Origin of the sequence: Streptomyces sp. NPDC101132 (assembly GCF_044759225.1) — a bacterium.
Taxonomy (GTDB): domain Bacteria; phylum Actinomycetota; class Actinomycetes; order Streptomycetales; family Streptomycetaceae; genus Streptomyces.
The window spans coordinates 207023-223071 of the sequence record NZ_JBIVYX010000011.1 but is presented as its reverse complement, the minus strand read 5'-3'; the positions used below and the strand labels follow the sequence as shown (position 1 = coordinate 223071).

Genomic DNA, 16049 nt, shown 5'->3' with positions numbered 1-16049 from the left:
GTGTCCGGCCGTCCGGTGGCGCCCCGCCGCGGAGGAGCCCCGGTCAGCCCATGAGGCCGCCGAAAAGGCCGCCGTGCGCCATGCCGAGGCCGAAGCCGATCGCGGACGCACCCAGCCCGAGAACCATGCCGAAGCGCTCGCGTGTCGTCTCGGAGATGAACTGTCCGTACGCGCCCGTCACGATGCCGATCAGGCCGGCCCACGAACTCAGCAGGTGCAGGTTGTGGAAGAACGCGGTGACGAACGCCACGGCGCCGAGCACCAGCGTGATCGCGAGAAGGGTGTCCTGGAGCGGGTGCGGCTTGCCGTCGGTCGCGAAGAGGGAGATCTGGGACTGGGGTCGCATTGCCTGTGCCATGGGGGCACCTCCCGGCGATGGAGAGTGGTGCCGCGGGGCCGCCCGGCCGTCTGCCGGGCATAGCACCGCGCACACCCGTTGTGTACAGATTGTGGCCCCTCGCTGCCGGATTTCAACCGGAAGGAGGTGAGCAGGTACTCTGTACGGTCTGCGCGGTGTCTGCTCTCAGGCCATTCGGTCCTGGGGACGCCGCGCGGCACGCATCACGACCCTCCTGCCACGGAACGACCGTGGCCGCTGAGTCCAAAGGAGGTGGGTTCCACATGCGTCACTACGAGGTGATGGTCATCCTCGACCCCGATCTCGAGGAGCGCGCTGTCTCCCCGCTGATCGAGAACTTCCTCTCCGTCGTCCGTGAGGGCAACGGAAAGGTGGAGAAGGTCGACACCTGGGGCCGTCGTCGTCTCGCTTACGAGATCAAGAAGAAGCCCGAGGGCATCTACTCGGTCATCGACCTGCAGGCCGAGCCTGCGGTCGTCAAGGAGCTCGACCGCCAGATGAACCTGAACGAGTCGGTCCTCCGGACCAAGGTCCTCCGCCCCGAGACCCACTGAGCTTCCGCTCAGAGGTAATCGGGTTCGAGTAGCACAAGCAGCCAGCAGCAATCCCCGCCGAGAGGTTCATCCATGGCAGGCGAGACCGTCATCACGGTCGTCGGCAATCTCGTCGACGACCCCGAGCTGCGCTTCACCCCGTCCGGGGCGGCAGTCGCGAAGTTCCGTGTCGCGTCCACCCCCCGCACCTTTGACCGCCAGACCAACGAGTGGAAGGACGGCGAGAGCCTGTTCCTGACCTGCTCGGTGTGGCGGCAGGCGGCCGAGAACGTCGCCGAGTCGCTTCAGCGCGGCATGCGCGTCGTCGTGCAGGGCCGGCTGAGGCAGCGGTCGTACGAGGACCGCGAGGGTGTCAAGCGCACGGTCTTCGAGCTGGACGTCGAGGAAGTCGGCCCCAGCCTGCGCAACGCCACGGCCAAGGTCACCAAGACCGCCGGCCGTGGTGGTCAGGGTGGCTACGGCGGTGGCGGCCAGCAGGGCGGCGGCGGTGGCGGCGGCTGGGGCGGAGCCCCCAGCGGCGGTCCGCAGGGCGGCGGAGCTCCCTCCGACGACCCGTGGGCGTCCAGCGCGCCGGCCGGTGGCCAGCAGGGCGGCGGCGGTGGCGGCTGGGGCGGCAGCTCCGGCGGCAACGGCGGTGGCTACTCGGACGAGCCGCCCTTCTAGGGCAGCCCGTACCCAAACTTCTTGATCACACAGGAGAAACACCATGGCGAAGCCGCCTGTGCGCAAGCCTAAGAAGAAGGTCTGCGCGTTCTGCAAGGACAAGACCGCGTACGTGGACTACAAGGACACGAACATGCTGCGGAAGTTCATTTCCGACCGCGGCAAGATCCGTGCCCGTCGCGTGACCGGCAACTGCACGCAGCACCAGCGTGACGTCGCCACGGCCGTCAAGAACAGCCGTGAGATGGCGCTGCTGCCCTACACGTCCACCGCGCGATAAGGGAAGGGTGACCAACCAATGAAGATCATCCTGACCCACGAGGTCTCTGGCCTCGGCACCGCCGGCGATGTCGTCGACGTCAAGGACGGCTACGCTCGCAACTACCTGGTCCCGCGTGGCTTCGCCATCCGCTGGACCAAGGGCGGCGAGAAGGACGTGGCGCAGATCCGCCGCGCCCGCAAGATCCACGAGATCGCGACCATCGAGCAGGCCAACGAGGTCAAGGCCCAGCTCGAGGGTCTGAAGGTCCGCCTGGCCACCCGCTCGGGTGACGCCGGTCGCCTCTTCGGTTCCGTCACCCCGGCCGACATCGCCACGGCGATCGAGTCCTCCGGTGGCCCGAAGGTCGACAAGCGCCGCGTCGAGCTGGGCTCGCCGATCAAGACCCTGGGTGCGCACCAGGTCTCCGTGCGTCTGCACGCCGAGGTTGTCGCGCAGCTCGGTGTCGAGGTCGTCGCCGCCTAAGTGCCGCGCACGAAGGGCCGCACCCTCCGGGGTGCGGCCCTTCGTCGTTTCACGTGAAACATCGCCCGTCGGTGTCCGCCCGTCCTCCGTTTCACGTGAAACATCCGAACCGGCGGACAGCGGGACGCCGGGGAGGGCGGCCGTGACCGGCCTCAGCGGGTGGCGCCGGTGACCAACCAGCGGCCCGACCGGGCGCGCAGCTGGAGGGTCGCCATCCTCACCAGCATCATCAGCGTCATGGCCCACCACAGTGCTGTGAGGCCGCCGCCGAGGGCGGGCACGAGCAGCGCGGCCGGGGTGAACACGGCCAGGGTCAGCAGCATGGCCCAGGCCAGGTAGGTGCCGTCCCCCGCGCCCATCAGCACACCGTCGAGAACGAACACGATGCCCGAGACGGGCTGTGAGACGGCGACCACCAGGAGGGCGGGCAGCAGGGCGCTCTCGACACGGGGATCGCTGGTGAACAGCGGGATGAAGAGCGGGCGGGCGACGACGACCAGCAGGCCGAGGACCACGCCCGAGACGATCCCCCATTGCACCATCCGACGGCACACCGCCTTGGCGCCCGTGGTGTCGCCGGCTCCGAGGTAGCGGCCGATGATGGCCTGTCCCGCGATGGCGATGGCGTCGAGGGCGAAGGCGAGCAGGCTCCACAGGGACAGCAGGATCTGGTGGGCCGCGATCTCGGCGTCACCCAGCCGTGCCGCCACCATGGTCGCGATCACCAATACGGCCCGCAGGGAGAGCGTGCGGACCAGGAGGGGCGCGCCGGCCTGCGCACAGGCCCGGATGCCGGCCGGATCGGGGCGCAGCGAGGCGCCGTGGCGCCGGGCGCCGCGCACGACCACGACGAGGTAGGCGACGGCCATGCCGCACTGGGCGATCACGGTGCCCCAGGCGGAGCCCGCGATGCCCAGTCCGGCACCATAGACGAGGCCCACGTTCAGGGCGGCGTTGGCTGCGAACCCGCCGATGGCGACGTACAGGGGCGTACGGGTGTCCTGGAGGCCGCGCAGCACCCCGGTGGCGGCCAGCACCACGAGCATGGCCGGGATGCCGAGGGCGGAGATCCTCAGGTAGGTCACGCCGTACGGCGCCGCGGTGTCGGAGGCACCGAGCAGACCGATCAGCCAGGGTGCCGTGGGCAGGACCACGGCGATGACCGCGGCTCCGAGCAGCAGGGCGAGCCAGATGCCGTCCATGCCCTGGCGGATCGCCGCGCCGAGATCGCCGGCACCGACGCGTCGGGCGACGGCCGCGGTGGTCGCGTACGCGAGGAAGACGAAGACGCTGACGGCTGTGGTGAGGAGCGCCGCAGCCACGCCGAGGCCCGCCAGCTGGGACGTCCCGAGGTGGCCCACGATGGCGCTGTCGGCCATCACGAAGAGCGGCTCGGCGACGAGCGCGCCGAAGGCCGGGAGGGCGAGCGCGAGGATCTCGCGGTCGTGCCGCCGGGGCCTTGCCTCGGGTGCTGGGGGCGCTTGTGTCATGTGCTCAATCTAATCTTCCACAGGTAATAGACGCAATGGCCAAGTGACCATTACTTCAGGGTGTCGTGCGACACTCCTCGTGCGCCGTTCGCGCCGATCTTGAAACCCTCGCCAAACTTTTTGTCCCCCACAGGCGCCGTGTGGGGAAAGTCCAGGTCAGGTGGGGTGCGATGGGATCCGGTATGAGTTTGTCCACAGTGCCGTCCCCCGGTCCGTACACAGGATCCGGAGAGTTACCCACAGACTTGGCGCGCTCATCCACACAGCCTGTGGATAACCAGATTGGCTGACGGTGCCCGCGGGCCTACCGTTGTCCGTCGTCCCGCCTCTCTTCCGGTACCTGCCGGCCGGGGCCCACCCCCCGCCGGAAGCCGGGGAGAGTGCCCCGGAGGAGCGCGATTCGGACGCCTGAAATGTCAGAGCCGTGTCGTAGAAAGAGTGACACGGCGAGGTCCGCGCGGCGGACGGGAGGAGACGGCCCGGTGAGCATTCCCGAGCCCATGGACGACCCCTGGGCCGACAGCGGACCCAGCGACGTTCTCCCGGTCTCCCGGCCCCGCCGGGCCAACGGCGCGCGCCGTGGCGAGGAGCAGCACGAGCGCGGCCGTGAGGGCGGCTCCTGGGACGGCGGCGGTGGCGGCTTCGAGCGCGTGCCCCCGCAGGACCTCGACGCCGAGCAGTCCGTGCTCGGCGGCATGCTGCTGTCCAAGGACGCCATCGCCGACGTGGTCGAGGTCCTCAAGGGCCACGACTTCTACCGGCCGTCGCACGAGACGATCTACCAGGCGATCCTGGACCTCTACGCCAAGGGCGAGCCCGCCGACCCGATCACCGTCGGCGCCGAGCTCACCAAGCGCGGCGAGATCACCAAGGTCGGCGGCGCGGCCTACCTGCACACCCTCGTGCAGTCGGTGCCCACCGCGGCCAACGCCGAGTACTACGCCGAGATCGTCCACGAACGGGCGGTGCTGCGCCGGCTGGTGGCCGCCGGCACCAAGATCACGCAGATGGGCTACGCGGCCGACGGCGACGTCGACGAGATCGTCAACAGCGCCCAGGCCGAGATCTACGCCGTCACCGAGCAGCGCACCTCCGAGGACTACCTTCCGCTCGGCGACATCATGGAGGGCGCCCTCGACGAGATCGAGGCGATCGGCTCCCGCAGCGGACAGATGTCCGGTGTGCCGACCGGCTTCACCGACCTCGACTCCCTGACCAACGGCCTCCACCCCGGCCAGATGATCGTCATCGCGGCCCGCCCCGCGATGGGCAAGTCCACCCTGGCGCTCGACTTCGCCAGGGCCTGTTCGATCAAGAACAACATGCCCAGCGTGATCTTCTCCCTCGAAATGGGCCGCAACGAGATCGCGATGCGCCTGCTGTCCGCGGAGGCCCGGGTCGCGCTGCACCACATGCGTTCCGGCACGATGACCGACGACGACTGGACCCGGCTCGCCCGCCGGATGCCCGACGTCTCCGCCGCGCCCCTCTACATCGACGACTCCCCCAACCTGTCGATGATGGAGATCCGCGCCAAGTGCCGCCGCCTGAAGCAGCGCAACGACCTCCAGCTCGTCGTCATCGACTACCTCCAGCTGATGCAGTCCGGGGGCGCGCGGCGCCCCGAGAGCCGCCAGCAGGAGGTCTCGGACATGTCGCGAAACCTCAAGCTGCTCGCGAAGGAGCTCGAGGTCCCGGTGATCGCGCTCTCGCAGCTGAACCGTGGTCCCGAGCAGCGCACCGACAAGAAGCCGATGGTCTCCGACCTGCGTGAGTCGGGATCCATCGAGCAGGACGCCGACATGGTCATCCTGCTGCACCGCGAGGACGCCTACGAGAAGGAGTCGCCCCGCGCGGGCGAGGCCGACCTGATCGTCGCCAAGCACCGAAACGGTCCGACGGCGACGATCACCGTGGCCTTCCAGGGCCACTACTCCCGCTTCGTCGACATGGCCAACACCTGACCCGACCCGCCCCAGGGTCGCGGTCTTCGTGGTCTCCGGCTCCGCCGGGGCGCGGTTCCTCAGTCCTTGGCGGGGACGTCCAGGGCGGTCCCGTACAGGCGCGAGACCCGGAGCAGGATGGTCACGCGCCGGTCCGGCAGCGGCTGCTCGCCGGGGGCCGCCCCGTCGGCCGGATCCGCGATCTCCGCCTCTCCCTCCGCTACGGCGAACGACCAGACGTCCGGGCCGCTGACGTGCAGTGCGGCGTGCGGATCGCGGCGCAACTGGCGGACCTTGAGGCGGTCGGCGGTGGAGGAGACCCTCAGGACGCGCTCCTCGGCGTTCCAGTCGTAGAGGACGGTCGACAGGTGCGGGTGGCCGGTGCTCCTGACGCTCGCGAGGACGCCGAACTGCTGCCGGCCCAACAGCCGGGAGAGCTCCTGGTCGGTGAGCACCCGAGGGGCCGGGCCGTCGTTCCGGGTGGTGCCGGTGGTGGTGCCGGTGGTGGTCCCCGTGGCGGTCTGCTCGCTCATGTCGGTCAGCCTCTCGTTGCCCGTCGTCGCAATAAAGGGGACCGTAGCAGATAGTTTCGTTGCAGACTATCTATTTCGGCTCCACCCCGTCCGGGGGCCGCCGTCGCCGCTCAGCTCCTCGTCCCGTACCTGGTCAGGACCACGCCGCCGGCAACCGTCCGCGTCTCCAGCAGGTCCAGGTTCATCCATGCGTCCAGCGCGGGGAAGAACGGCGTGCCGCCGCCCACCAGGACCGGGTGGGTGGCAATCACGTACTCGTCGATCAGCCCGGCGCGCATGACCGACCCGGCGAGCGTCGCGCCGCCGATGGTCATCGGGGCGCCGTCCCCCGCCTTGAGCCGGGTGATCTCGGCGATCGCGTCGCCGGTGACCAGGCGGGCGTTCCAGCCGACCTCGCGGAGCGTCGAGGAGAACACCACCTTCGGGGTGTCCCGCCAGTTCCGCGCGAACTCGATCTCGTCCGGGGTGGCACCGGGCTGCCGGTCGCCGGTCGGCCAGTACGCGCTCATCGTCTCCCACAGCTTGCGCCCGTACAGCGTCAGGCCGCTCGCCAGCTCGTGGTCGAGCCACCACCGGAACAGCTCGTTGCTCGGCGGTCCGCTCCAGCCGATGTCGTCGCCGGCAGCGGCGATGTAGCCGTCCAGGGTCAGGTTCATGCCGTAGATCAGTTTCCGCATGGTCCGGCCTTCCGTCCGTGGGTTCCCGGCGTACGGACCAGCGTGGTGCATGCGGCCGCACCCCGTCCCCTCAACGGGACGGCGTGTCCTTGAGCGAGTCCGCGTACAGGGCGACGGCGACGCCGACCACGACGTAGGCGATGTTCACGTAGGGCTCGTAGCCGGCCGGGCTGAGGTACCGGAGGAAGCCGAAGAGGCGGAAGCCGCCGAACCACTCGTGGACCAGCCCGCTGATGCCGCCGGCGATGAGGACGAAGGCGAGGAAACCGAGGATCTTCTTCATGTCCCCGACGCTAGGGAGCCCCGCCGGATGCCGGTATCGGGCGGTGGGTGACGCCGGTGCGACCAAAGTGCCTGCGGGCCGCCGGGCTGTCGTCCGAAGGTATCGGCCTCGCCCCTGGGGCGGCCCACGCCTCCGGGGGCGGCCTAGATTGCCGGCATGACCCGTCCCACCGCCCGAGACCGTCTGGCCGACCTCGGCTTCGTCATCTTCGCTGCGGTCTTCTCCCTGGTCACGGCGGAGGAGGCGCTGGCCGGCCGGGAACTCTCCGAGCAGGCGTTGTTCCACGACTCGCTGGTCGGAGGTCTCGCCTGCGCGGCGCTGTTCCTGCGCCGCAGCCGCCCGGTCCCGCTGGCCGTCGCACTCCTCGTCGCCGGCATGTTCTCGCACTTCGTCACGGGGCCCGCCCTGGTGGCCGTGTTCACCGTCGCGGCGACGCAGCCGCTGCGGGTCACGCGCTGGGTCGCCGCCGTCGCGGTCGCCCCGCTGCCGGTGTTCCTGATCCGGCGGCCTGACGCCCCCCTGCCCGTCTTCACCTCCGGCGTGGTCTACTTCGCGCTGGTCGCCGCCGCCTGCGGCTGGGGACTGTACGTACGCTCCCGGCGCGGCCTGATCACCGAACTGCGGGACCGCGCCGAGCGCGCAGAGGCGGAGGCGCAGCGCACCGCGCGCGAGTCCATCGCCCGTGAGATGCACGACGTGCTGGCCCACCGGCTGTCCCTGCTGAGCGTCCACGCGGGGGCACTGGAATACAACGCCGGTGCGTCGCCGGACGAGGTGCGCCGGGCCGCCGGAGTCATCCGGGACAGCGCCCACCAGGCGGTGGAGGACCTGCGCGAGATCATCGGCGTCCTGCGGGCCCCGGCGGGTGCGGACGCGGGTGAGCGCCCCCAGCCCACGCTGGCCGACCTGCCGCGGCTCGCCGCCGAATCCCGTGAGGCCGGCGCGTCCGTCGGACTGGACCTGGCGGTGGACGACGCCGGCGAGGTCCCCGCGCCGACCGGCCGCACCGCGTACCGGATCGTCCAGGAGGGCCTCACCAACGCCCGCAAGCACGCACCGGATTCCCGGGTCGGCGTGCGGGTCGGCGGGGCCCCCGGCACCGGACTGGAAGTGGAGGTGCGCAACCCCTTGGGCGCGGCCGGCCGGGAGCGGGCCATCCCGGGGACGGGACACGGCCTCGTCGGGCTGGCCGAGCGCGTGCGGCTGGCGGGCGGCCGGCTGGAACACGGCACGGAGGGCAGCGAGTTCCGGCTGTACGCGTGGCTACCGTGGAACCCGCCCCGTACGCAGCCCACCCCTGGAGTCCCCTCGTGACCGAGCCGTCGGCGATCCGCGTCCTCCTCGTCGACGACGATCCGCTGGTGCGCTCGGGCCTGCGCCTGATGCTCGGCGGCGCGTCCGACATCCAGGTGGTCGCGGAAGCGGCCGACGGGGCCGAGGTGGCCGCGCTGGTGGACGCGCAGGCCCCCGACGTGGTGCTGATGGACATCCGGATGCCCGGGGTGGACGGGCTCGCCGCCACGGAGGCGCTGCGCGCCCGGCCCCGGCCGCCGGAGGTGATCGTCCTGACCACCTTCAACACCGACGAGCACGTGCTGCGCGCCTTGCGCGCGGGAGCCGCAGGCTTCGTCCTCAAGCACACCCCGCCCGCGCAGATCGTCGATGCGGTCCGCCGCGTGGCCGCGGGGGAGCCGGTCCTCTCCCCGGCCGTCACGCAGCAGTTGATCGCCCAGGTCGCGGGCCGCTCCGGGCAGCCGGGACGCGCGGCCCGGGCCCGTGAGCAGCTCGCCGGACTGGGCGCCAGGGAGCGGGAGGTGGCGGTCGCGGTCGGTACGGGGAAGACCAACGCCGAAATCGCCGCGGAGCTGTACATGAGCCTGCCGACCGTCAAGACCAACATCTCCCGGATCATGGCGAAGCTGGGTCTCGGCAACCGCGTCCAGATCGCCCTCCTCGTGCACGACGCCGAGGAGGTCTGATGCGAAGCTCGGGGGCATGACTTCCGTACCTGAAGAGCTGCTGCCCACGACCCGGCGCGCCCTGCTGCACCGGATCGCCGTCGCCCAGGCCGAGGGGCGGGCGCCCTCGCTCGTCGCCGCCGTCGTCCGGGGCGGCGCGACCGTGTGGGAGGGGGCCAGGTCGTGCGTCGAGGACCACGCCCCGGACGGCGGGGTGCAGTACCGGATCGGCTCGATCAGCAAGACCTTCACCGCCGTGCTGGTGCTGCGGCTCCGCGACGAGGGGCTGCTCGACCTGTCGGACCCGCTGGAGAAGCACCTGCCGGGTACGGGGGCGGGCGAGGTGACCATCGGTCAGCTGCTCTGCCACGCGGGCGGCCTGGCGGCCGAGACGCCCGGACCGTGGTGGGAGCGCTCGCCGGGATCGCTGCGGCCGGAACTGGCCGACGTACTGGGGGGAGACCCGTTCAAGCACGCCCCGGGGCGACGGCACCACTACTCCAACCCGGGGTACACGCTCCTGGGCGCGCTGGTCGCCGCGGTGCGGGGGCGGACGTGGGAGGAGGTGCTGCGGGCCGAGGTGCTGGAGCCGCTGGGCCTGAGCCGTACGAGCGCGCTGCCCGAGGCCCCGCACGCGGGCGGCTGGGCCGTGCACCCGTGGGCCGACGTGATGCTGCCCGAGCCGCTGGAGGACCTCGGTCTGATGGCGCCGGCCGGGGCGCTGTGGTCGACCACCGAGGACCTGGCGCGGTTCGCCGCCTTCCTGCTCAGGGGCGACGACCGGGTGCTGGGTGCCGAGACGGTACGGGAGATGCGGGTGGCCCTGTCGCCGCCGGAGCCCGGCCTGGCCGACCTCGGGTACGGGCTGGGGCTCCAGATCCAGCGGTCCGGCGACCGCACGCTGGTGGGCCACGGTGGCTCCCTGCCCGGGTTCGTCGCCGGCCTCTGGCTGAGTGAGGCGGACGACGTGGCGGCCGTGGTGCTGGCCAACTGCACCTCGGGGCTGCCGGCTTCGACCCTCGCCACCGATCTCGTACGGATCGTCGCCGAGGCGGAGCCGCGGATCCCGGAGCCCTGGCGCCCCGCGCCCGAGGCCGATCAGGCGCTGCTGGAGCTGACCGGCCCCTGGTACTGGGGCACCGCCCCCTTCCTGCTGCGCCTGACGCGGGACGGGAGTCTGGAGCTGGCCCCCCTCGGCGGGCAGGGCCGTGCCAGCCGGCTGCGCGCCGGGCAGGACGGCACCTGGACGGGGGTGAACGGCTACTACGCGGGCGAGACCCTCCGCGCGGTGCGGCGACCCGACGGCACCCTGAGCCATCTCGATCTCGGCTCGTTCTGCTTCACGAGGACGCCGTACGACGAGACCGCTCCGGTCCCGGGCGGGGTGGACCCCCGCGGCTGGCGCGGCTCGCAGCAGGGCCTGTAGACCGCCGAAGCGGGCGTGCTAGGCGACCAGTTCGCGTTCGAGCGGGGTCCGGAAGCGCGGGGTGACCCGGGCCCCGCCCAGCCAGGTGCCGAGGCGGGCGGCCTCGGCGCCGATCCGGGCCGCGGCCTCGGACCCGCGGTCCGACAGCAGCCGCCACACGACCTCCCCGTCGGCGCGCTGCGCCCAGCCGCCCACCACCTCGCCGTTCCACCAGACCGAGGGGCCGATGTTGCCGGCCCGGTCGAAGAGCGCGGCGCGGTGGCCGGGGTCGAAGTGGAAGCCCCGGCCGGCCCAGCCCATCCCGCTGGGGTCCAGCGCGGGGAGCAGGGCGGCCCACGCTTCGGGGGCGGCCACGGGGCCGGCGTCGCCCGGTGCCACCAGGGCACCGGCGCCGCCGTCGAGCAGCACCTCCTCCGCGCCGGCGGCGGCCAGGGCCCTGCGCGTCTCGGTGAGCGTCCAGCCGGTCCACCACTTCAGGTCCGCCTCGGTCGCCGGGCCGTAGGCCCACAGCCAGCGGCGGGCGAGTTCGGCCCGGGCCTGCGCGACGGGGAGCGCCGGCCACGGCTCGGAGTGCGTCCAGCGGAACTGGCTGGAGGTCCAGGTACCCCGGGGCCGGTCCCGCCGGATCCGGCCCTCGGCGGCGAGCACCCGGAGGACCCGGGTGGCCACGCCCTGGACGGTCTCGTACTTCTTGCCGGGGAACACGGTGATCTTCCGGCGGAGGTCCTCCACGGACGAGGACAGCTGGGTGCCGGTCAGCGGGCCCCGCGCGTCGAGCTCCGCCAGCGTGGCGGCCTCGGCCCGGGCGAGCCAGGCGGCGTCCAGCCCCTGGCCGTCCTCCTCGAAGTGCTTGAGCAGCGTCGAGCGTTCCTTGGCGGCGATCGCCCGGGCCGTGGACGCGTCCACGTACGGGGCCAGTTCGCGCGAGACGGCGAAGAGGGTGTTCCGCATGCTCAGCAGGCGGACCACCGCGAGGTCCTCGTAGAACTCGCGCTCCATCGCGGTGACGTCGGGGTCCGTCAGCCTGGCCCGGGCCGAGAGGAAGACCGTCGCCGCATCCGTGGCGTGCAGGGCGACGACCGCGTCCGCCGCCGCGGCCACGGTCGCCGCACGGGTGGAGGGCGCCAGGCGGTGGCGGACGCCGAGCCGCGCCCGGCGCTCGGCATCGGTGATCGTGCGGAGGCTCTTGCCCATGCCCAGGATGGTAGGGGTGGAGGGCCCGGTCAGAGCTGGAGCTTGAACCCGACGTGCGAGGCCGTGAACCCGAGCCGCTCGTAGAAGCGGTGGGCGTCGGCGCGCGTCGCGTCCGAGGTGAGCTGTACCAAGGCGCAGTCCTGCCGGCGGGCCTCGGCCACCGCCCACTCGATCAGCTCGGTGCCCAGCCCGCTGCCGCGTTCGTCGGCGTGCACCCGGACGCCCTCGATCAGCGCCCGGGTGGCCGCGGTCCGGGAGAGCCCGGGGATCACCGTCAGCTGGAGGGTCCCCACCACCCGGTCTCCGCGCACCGCGGCGACGAGGTGCTGGTTCGGGTCGTCCGTCAGCCGCCGCAGGGCCGTACGGTACGGACCGAGGTCGTCCGGGGTCTCGCGGCTCGCGCCCAGTGGATCGTCCGCCAGCATCGCGACGATGGCCGGCAGGTCGGCCTCACGGACGGGGCGGATCTCCAACTGCTTCGATTCGTTCATGATCGCGAGCCTAGGCTCATCCCGCCGCCACGGTCAGGGGGGCGAAGCGACGGCTCCAGTCCCCGGGCAGGTCCGGGAGGCCCTTGGTCATCACCGCGTTGAAGGCGATCGATTCCAGACCCCGGGCCTTGAGCCAGTCCCGCAGCTCCTCGTGGCGCACGTCCACGTCCGTGCGCAGTGGCCGGTCCGTTCCGGCGGCCAGCCCGCTCACCAGCGCCTTTGCCGTCTCCGTGTCCCGGGCGATCAGCGGACCCACGACGTGGGTGTCCATGTTGGGCCAGGCCGACGCGTAGCCGATGAGGTTCCCCGCCCCGTCCTCGGCGACCAGCAGCCGGTCCGAGAACGCGGGGAGGCGCGTGATCATGTGGGTGCGGTCGGCGCCGAACACCTCGGCATCCAGCCCCAGGATGGCGGGCAGGTCCCCCGCGACCGCCGGCCGGACTCTCACGCCCGACCGGGCGCCCGGGCCGGCCGGGGCCTCGAAGTGACCCATCAGCATCTCCGCGCGCCCGGGGGTGGCGAAGCCCAGTTCCTCGTAGAGCGGCCGTCCGTAGGGCGTGGCGTGCAGGGTCAGCGGTACCGGAGCGAGTTCCTCGCAGACCGCGGTCATCAGCCACCGCCCCAGCCCTTGTCGTGCGAAGCGTTCGGCGACCAGCACCATGCCGATGGCCGCCAGCTCGGGGCCGGTGCCCGTACTGCCGTACCGGGTCACGACGCAGGCGGCGGCCAGGCCCCGGCCGTCCGGGGCATCGACGCCGTAGCCGGTGCCCGCCGCGAGCAGCAGCCCCCATTTGTGCTCCTCGCGAGGCCAGCCGCGGTCCTCGGAGAGGTCGGCACAGCGGGGCACGTCCTCCACGGTCAGCGTGCGGATCGTCAGGGTCGGCAGCGGTGTGGACAGCGATGATGAGGGCATCCGATCAGCCTGGATCACCACCGGGTGGCAGTCCAGCCGATTTCACCCGCGTCCCGCGAGTCTTCTTCCAAGATCACGATGTTTCACGTGAAACACGACGGCGGGCAGCGTCTAGCCTCGACTGCCATGACGGCACTCCACCTCTTCGATCTCGACGGCACGCTCATGCACGGGACGGCCGCCCCCGCCGAGATCTCCCGCCAGCTCGGTCTCTCGGCGGAGATCGCGGTCCTGGAAGCGGAGTTCAGCGCCCGCCGGATCGGACCCCCCGACTTCGCGGTACGCCTGCACGCGCTCTGGACCGAGCTCACGGCGGAGCACGTCCGTGCCGCCTTCGACGGGGCGCCCTGGCTCCTGGGCATCAGGGAGGTCTGGCAGGAGATCCGCGAGCGGGGCGACTACTGCGCCGTGATCTCGCTGTCCCCGTCGTTCTTCGTGGAACTCCTCCTGGAGTGGGGAGCCCACGCCGCCCATGGCTCGGTCTTCCCCTCGGTCCCCTTCACCCGGCCCATGGACATCGCCGGAATCCTCACGCCCGCGCGCAAGGTGGAGGTGGCCGACCGCCTCTGCGCCCGCTTCGGCGTGAGCCGGCAGGACTGCGTGGCCTACGGGGACTCCGCCACGGACGCGGCGCTCTTCGAGGCCGTTCCGGTCTCGGTGGCGGTCAACGCCCGACCCCACCTGGCGGCCGTCGCCACCCATGTCTACCAGGGCTTCGACCTGCGGGAGGCGTACCGCCTGGTGCAGGCGCCGAGGCGTGCGGGGGACGGATCCTAACCCCAAATTCGGCGTGAAACGCGGAGTTTCCGCGTTTTGCGCCGACTGCGGTAGTGGGCTGGCATGCTGCGAAAGCCCGGAATCACGGATTCGAGGCCGAGGCGCGCGCATACGAACGAGTTGCTACCGACCGAGTTGCTCGAAGCGAGGCACCGCATGGACGCTCCGCCCACCAGACCGGCCAGGGGTATGGCCCAGATACGCAAGGTGGGCCGCCCGCAACCCAGGCCCGCCTCCCGCCCTTCCCCCGTCGTGCCGTCCCCCGCGGCCGAACCGCTCCTGCCGCCCCCGACGGGCGCCGGGCGGGACGCCACGGAGGGCGCCGCGCCCGACGAGCCGGCCGACCCCCTGGCGGGCGGAACCGAGCCCTCGCCGGACGCCGTGCTCATCCGCCGCACGCTGGCGGAGATCGCGCCCATCGCCGACAAGGTCACCTCGTACTTCTACGCGCTGGTGTTCACCCGGTACCCCGACCTCCGCTCGATGTTCCCGGCGGCGATGGACGCCCAGCGGGACCGCCTCCTCAAGGCGCTGCTCACCGCGGCCGAGCACATCGACAACCCGGCCGTCCTCGCCCCGTACCTGCGCCGTCTCGGCAGCGGCCACCGCAAGTACGGAACCCTCCCCGACCACTACCCGGCGGTCGGCGAGGCCCTGATCGGCGCGCTGTCCCGGTACGCCGCGGACACCTGGGGCCCGGGAGCCGAGGCCGCCTGGGTGCGGGCGTACACCGCGATCTCCCAGATCATGATCGACGCGGCGGCGGAGGACGAGCGGGAGCGGCCGGCGTGGTGGCAGGCCGAGGTGGTCTCGCACGAGCTGCGCACCCCCGACATCGCCGTCGTCACCGTCCGCCCGGACCAGCCGTACCCGTTCCTGGCCGGGCAGTACACGAGCCTGGAGACGCCCTGGTGGCCCCGGGTCTGGCGGCACTACTCCTTCGCCTCCGCGCCGCGCGGCGACAACCTGCTGTCCTTCCACGTGAAGGCGGTCCCGGCCGGCTGGGTCTCCAACGCCCTCGTCCGGCACGCCCGTCCCGGCGACGTCCTGCGCCTGGGGCCGCCCGCCGGATCCATGGTGGTCGACCACACCACCGACAACGGCATGCTCTGCCTCGGCGGAGGCACGGGCATCGCTCCGATCAAGGCGATGATCGAAGACGTCGCCGAGCGCGGCGAGCGCCGCCCGGTCGAGGTCTTCTACGGGGCGCGCAGCGATGTCGACCTGTACGACATCGACACGCTCCTCGGCCTCCAGCAGTCCCACCCGTGGCTGTCCGTGCGCCCGGTGGTCTCCGACGGCCTGACGGGCCAGCTGCCGCAGGCGATGGGCGAGCACGGGCCGTGGAACTCCTACGACGCCTACATCTCCGGACCTCCCGCCATGATCCGCAGCGGAGTGGCCGCCCTCAAGCGCATCGGCATCCCGGGCGAGCGGATCCGGCACGACGCCGTCGAGGAACTGGTGTCCGCGGACTGAGCGGTCCGGGCGGCCCGGCCGCCCGACGAGCCGGCCGGCCTACCGGGGACGCCCGGGCCGCGTCAGCCCAGGTCGAGCGCGTGCATGGCGCGCACGCCCTCGATGTTGCCGTCGAGGTAGTGCCGCAGGGACAGCGGGACGAGGTGTACGGCGGCGATCCCGACGCGGCTGAAGGGCACGCGCACGATCTCGTACTCGCCCTGCGGCTCGTCGACCTCGGGGCCGTGCCGCTTCGAGAGGTCCATGGACTCCAGGCGGCAGACGAAGAAGTGCTGCACCTTGACCCCGGTCACGCCACCCTCGGCGATGTGCTCCACGGTGTCCACGAAACAGGGCACGACGTCGGTGATCTTCGCGCCGAGTTCCTCGTGCACCTCCCGGTGCAGGGCGTCGACGACGGTGGCGTCGGTGGGTTCGACTCCTCCGCCTGGTGTGACCCAGTAGGGATCGACCCCGGGCTTGGTGCGCTTGATCAGGATCAGGTCTTCACCGTCGAGCAGGATGGCGCGGGCGGTGCGTTTGACCACGGGACGTTCGGTCATGGGAGAAGAGTGGCCCAGGACAC

Annotated in this window: 19 protein-coding genes; 10 read left to right on the top strand and 9 right to left on the bottom strand. The window is 71.9% G+C overall.

The features are described from left to right. Positions 1-43 precede the first annotated feature (43 nt). On the bottom strand, positions 44-358 hold the full coding sequence (locus ACIQUR_RS25510) for a hypothetical protein (RefSeq protein ID WP_403668461.1): 315 nt from the start codon (positions 356-358) through the stop codon (positions 44-46). Between the two features lie 263 nt (positions 359-621). Here ACIQUR_RS25510 and rpsF point away from each other — a divergent pair, with 263 nt between their 5' ends. The 4 genes from rpsF (at position 622) to rplI (ending at position 2320) form a co-directional block, all read left to right on the top strand. Then, entirely contained in the window at positions 622-912 is a 291-nt protein-coding gene (rpsF, locus tag ACIQUR_RS25505) for a 30S ribosomal protein S6 (protein ID WP_004950685.1), read from the top strand. Between the two features lie 72 nt (positions 913-984). After that, entirely contained in the window at positions 985-1575 is a 591-nt protein-coding gene (locus ACIQUR_RS25500; protein ID WP_403668459.1) for a single-stranded DNA-binding protein, read from the top strand. Positions 1576-1618: 43 nt separating this feature from the next. Then, complete coding sequence (gene rpsR, locus ACIQUR_RS25495) at positions 1619-1855, top strand: 30S ribosomal protein S18 (protein ID WP_005315025.1); 237 nt, start codon at positions 1619-1621, stop codon at positions 1853-1855. Between the two features lie 18 nt (positions 1856-1873). Continuing rightward, a complete protein-coding gene (gene rplI, locus ACIQUR_RS25490) occupies positions 1874-2320 on the top strand; it encodes a 50S ribosomal protein L9 (RefSeq protein WP_403668456.1) in 447 nt (148 codons plus the stop codon). Positions 2321-2472: 152 nt separating this feature from the next. On the opposite strand, the gene ACIQUR_RS25485 is transcribed toward rplI, so the two are convergent. Continuing rightward, a complete protein-coding gene (locus ACIQUR_RS25485; protein WP_403668453.1) occupies positions 2473-3810 on the bottom strand; it encodes an MATE family efflux transporter in 1338 nt (445 codons plus the stop codon). Between the two features lie 500 nt (positions 3811-4310). Between ACIQUR_RS25485 and dnaB the strand changes: the two genes are divergently transcribed. Beyond that, positions 4311-5774, top strand: a complete 1464-nt coding sequence (gene dnaB, locus ACIQUR_RS25480; protein WP_403668564.1) for a replicative DNA helicase — start codon at positions 4311-4313, stop codon at positions 5772-5774. 59 nt (positions 5775-5833) lie between these two features. On the opposite strand, the gene ACIQUR_RS25475 is transcribed toward dnaB, so the two are convergent. The 3 genes from ACIQUR_RS25475 to ACIQUR_RS25465 all read right to left on the bottom strand — a co-directional run bounded on the left by ACIQUR_RS25475 (position 5834) and on the right by ACIQUR_RS25465 (position 7246). Beyond that, positions 5834-6286, bottom strand: a complete 453-nt coding sequence (locus ACIQUR_RS25475) for a pyridoxamine 5'-phosphate oxidase family protein (RefSeq protein WP_403668450.1) — start codon at positions 6284-6286, stop codon at positions 5834-5836. A 110-nt stretch (positions 6287-6396) separates the two neighbouring features. Beyond that, positions 6397-6963 (bottom strand): dihydrofolate reductase family protein, encoded by a 567-nt coding sequence (locus ACIQUR_RS25470; protein WP_403668447.1) that lies wholly within the window; start codon positions 6961-6963, stop codon positions 6397-6399. A 70-nt stretch (positions 6964-7033) separates the two neighbouring features. Then, positions 7034-7246, bottom strand: coding sequence for a hypothetical protein (locus ACIQUR_RS25465; RefSeq protein WP_403668444.1), 213 nt, complete (start codon positions 7244-7246; stop codon positions 7034-7036). 156 nt (positions 7247-7402) lie between these two features. Here ACIQUR_RS25465 and ACIQUR_RS25460 point away from each other — a divergent pair, with 156 nt between their 5' ends. The 3 genes from ACIQUR_RS25460 to ACIQUR_RS25450 are packed head-to-tail and all read left to right on the top strand — an operon-like array spanning position 7403 to position 10630. Continuing rightward, positions 7403-8560: a sensor histidine kinase gene (locus ACIQUR_RS25460; protein WP_403668441.1), complete on the top strand. Its 1158-nt coding sequence runs from the start codon at positions 7403-7405 to the stop codon at positions 8558-8560. Then, positions 8557-9225 carry a response regulator gene (locus ACIQUR_RS25455; protein WP_403668439.1) on the top strand — a complete coding sequence of 223 codons (669 nt, stop codon included), beginning with the start codon at positions 8557-8559 and terminating at the stop codon, positions 9223-9225. The genes ACIQUR_RS25460 and ACIQUR_RS25455 overlap by 4 nt, the downstream gene beginning before the upstream one ends. A 16-nt stretch (positions 9226-9241) precedes the next feature. Next, a complete protein-coding gene (locus ACIQUR_RS25450) occupies positions 9242-10630 on the top strand; it encodes a serine hydrolase domain-containing protein (protein ID WP_403668436.1) in 1389 nt (462 codons plus the stop codon). 18 nt (positions 10631-10648) lie between these two features. Here the strand turns inward: ACIQUR_RS25450 and ACIQUR_RS25445 are convergent, their stop codons facing one another. Genes ACIQUR_RS25445 through ACIQUR_RS25435 form a run of 3 tightly spaced genes read right to left on the bottom strand, consistent with a single transcriptional unit; the run spans position 10649 to position 13228 of the window. Further along, a complete protein-coding gene (locus ACIQUR_RS25445) occupies positions 10649-11824 on the bottom strand; it encodes a winged helix DNA-binding domain-containing protein (protein WP_403668434.1) in 1176 nt (391 codons plus the stop codon). A 29-nt stretch (positions 11825-11853) separates the two neighbouring features. Beyond that, entirely contained in the window at positions 11854-12315 is a 462-nt protein-coding gene (locus tag ACIQUR_RS25440) for a GNAT family N-acetyltransferase (RefSeq protein ID WP_403668431.1), read from the bottom strand. 16 nt (positions 12316-12331) lie between these two features. Then, complete coding sequence (locus tag ACIQUR_RS25435) at positions 12332-13228, bottom strand: GNAT family N-acetyltransferase (protein ID WP_403668429.1); 897 nt, start codon at positions 13226-13228, stop codon at positions 12332-12334. Positions 13229-13354: 126 nt separating this feature from the next. Here ACIQUR_RS25435 and ACIQUR_RS25430 point away from each other — a divergent pair, with 126 nt between their 5' ends. Both ACIQUR_RS25430 and ACIQUR_RS25425 read left to right on the top strand, forming a co-directional pair. Next, positions 13355-14005, top strand: coding sequence for an HAD family hydrolase (locus ACIQUR_RS25430; protein WP_403668427.1), 651 nt, complete (start codon positions 13355-13357; stop codon positions 14003-14005). Between the two features lie 63 nt (positions 14006-14068). Further along, positions 14069-15484: a globin domain-containing protein gene (locus tag ACIQUR_RS25425; protein WP_403668424.1), complete on the top strand. Its 1416-nt coding sequence runs from the start codon at positions 14069-14071 to the stop codon at positions 15482-15484. A gap of 62 nt (positions 15485-15546) precedes the next feature. Here ACIQUR_RS25425 and ACIQUR_RS25420 read toward each other — a convergent pair whose 3' ends face one another. Further along, positions 15547-16026: an NUDIX domain-containing protein gene (locus tag ACIQUR_RS25420; RefSeq protein ID WP_403668421.1), complete on the bottom strand. Its 480-nt coding sequence runs from the start codon at positions 16024-16026 to the stop codon at positions 15547-15549. Positions 16027-16049: the final 23 nt, after the last annotated feature.

Coding starts and splice junctions, on each gene's coding strand:
- rpsR (WP_005315025.1), top strand. CDS start 1,619: ATGGCGAAGCCGCCTGTGCGCAAGCCTAAGAAGAAGGTCTGCGCGTTC.
- ACIQUR_RS25500 (WP_403668459.1), top strand. CDS start 985: ATGGCAGGCGAGACCGTCATCACGGTCGTCGGCAATCTCGTCGACGAC.
- ACIQUR_RS25460 (WP_403668441.1), top strand. CDS start 7,403: ATGACCCGTCCCACCGCCCGAGACCGTCTGGCCGACCTCGGCTTCGTC.
- ACIQUR_RS25450 (WP_403668436.1), top strand. CDS start 9,242: ATGACTTCCGTACCTGAAGAGCTGCTGCCCACGACCCGGCGCGCCCTG.
- ACIQUR_RS25510 (WP_403668461.1), bottom strand. CDS start 358: ATGGCACAGGCAATGCGACCCCAGTCCCAGATCTCCCTCTTCGCGACC.
- ACIQUR_RS25425 (WP_403668424.1), top strand. CDS start 14,069: ATGCTGCGAAAGCCCGGAATCACGGATTCGAGGCCGAGGCGCGCGCAT.
- ACIQUR_RS25435 (WP_403668429.1), bottom strand. CDS start 13,228: ATGCCCTCATCATCGCTGTCCACACCGCTGCCGACCCTGACGATCCGC.
- rplI (WP_403668456.1), top strand. CDS start 1,874: ATGAAGATCATCCTGACCCACGAGGTCTCTGGCCTCGGCACCGCCGGC.
- ACIQUR_RS25430 (WP_403668427.1), top strand. CDS start 13,355: ATGACGGCACTCCACCTCTTCGATCTCGACGGCACGCTCATGCACGGG.
- ACIQUR_RS25440 (WP_403668431.1), bottom strand. CDS start 12,315: ATGAACGAATCGAAGCAGTTGGAGATCCGCCCCGTCCGTGAGGCCGAC.
- ACIQUR_RS25475 (WP_403668450.1), bottom strand. CDS start 6,286: ATGAGCGAGCAGACCGCCACGGGGACCACCACCGGCACCACCACCGGC.
- ACIQUR_RS25465 (WP_403668444.1), bottom strand. CDS start 7,246: ATGAAGAAGATCCTCGGTTTCCTCGCCTTCGTCCTCATCGCCGGCGGC.
- rpsF (WP_004950685.1), top strand. CDS start 622: ATGCGTCACTACGAGGTGATGGTCATCCTCGACCCCGATCTCGAGGAG.
- dnaB (WP_403668564.1), top strand. CDS start 4,311: ATGGACGACCCCTGGGCCGACAGCGGACCCAGCGACGTTCTCCCGGTC.
- ACIQUR_RS25445 (WP_403668434.1), bottom strand. CDS start 11,824: ATGGGCAAGAGCCTCCGCACGATCACCGATGCCGAGCGCCGGGCGCGG.
- ACIQUR_RS25420 (WP_403668421.1), bottom strand. CDS start 16,026: ATGACCGAACGTCCCGTGGTCAAACGCACCGCCCGCGCCATCCTGCTC.
- ACIQUR_RS25470 (WP_403668447.1), bottom strand. CDS start 6,963: ATGCGGAAACTGATCTACGGCATGAACCTGACCCTGGACGGCTACATC.
- ACIQUR_RS25485 (WP_403668453.1), bottom strand. CDS start 3,810: ATGACACAAGCGCCCCCAGCACCCGAGGCAAGGCCCCGGCGGCACGAC.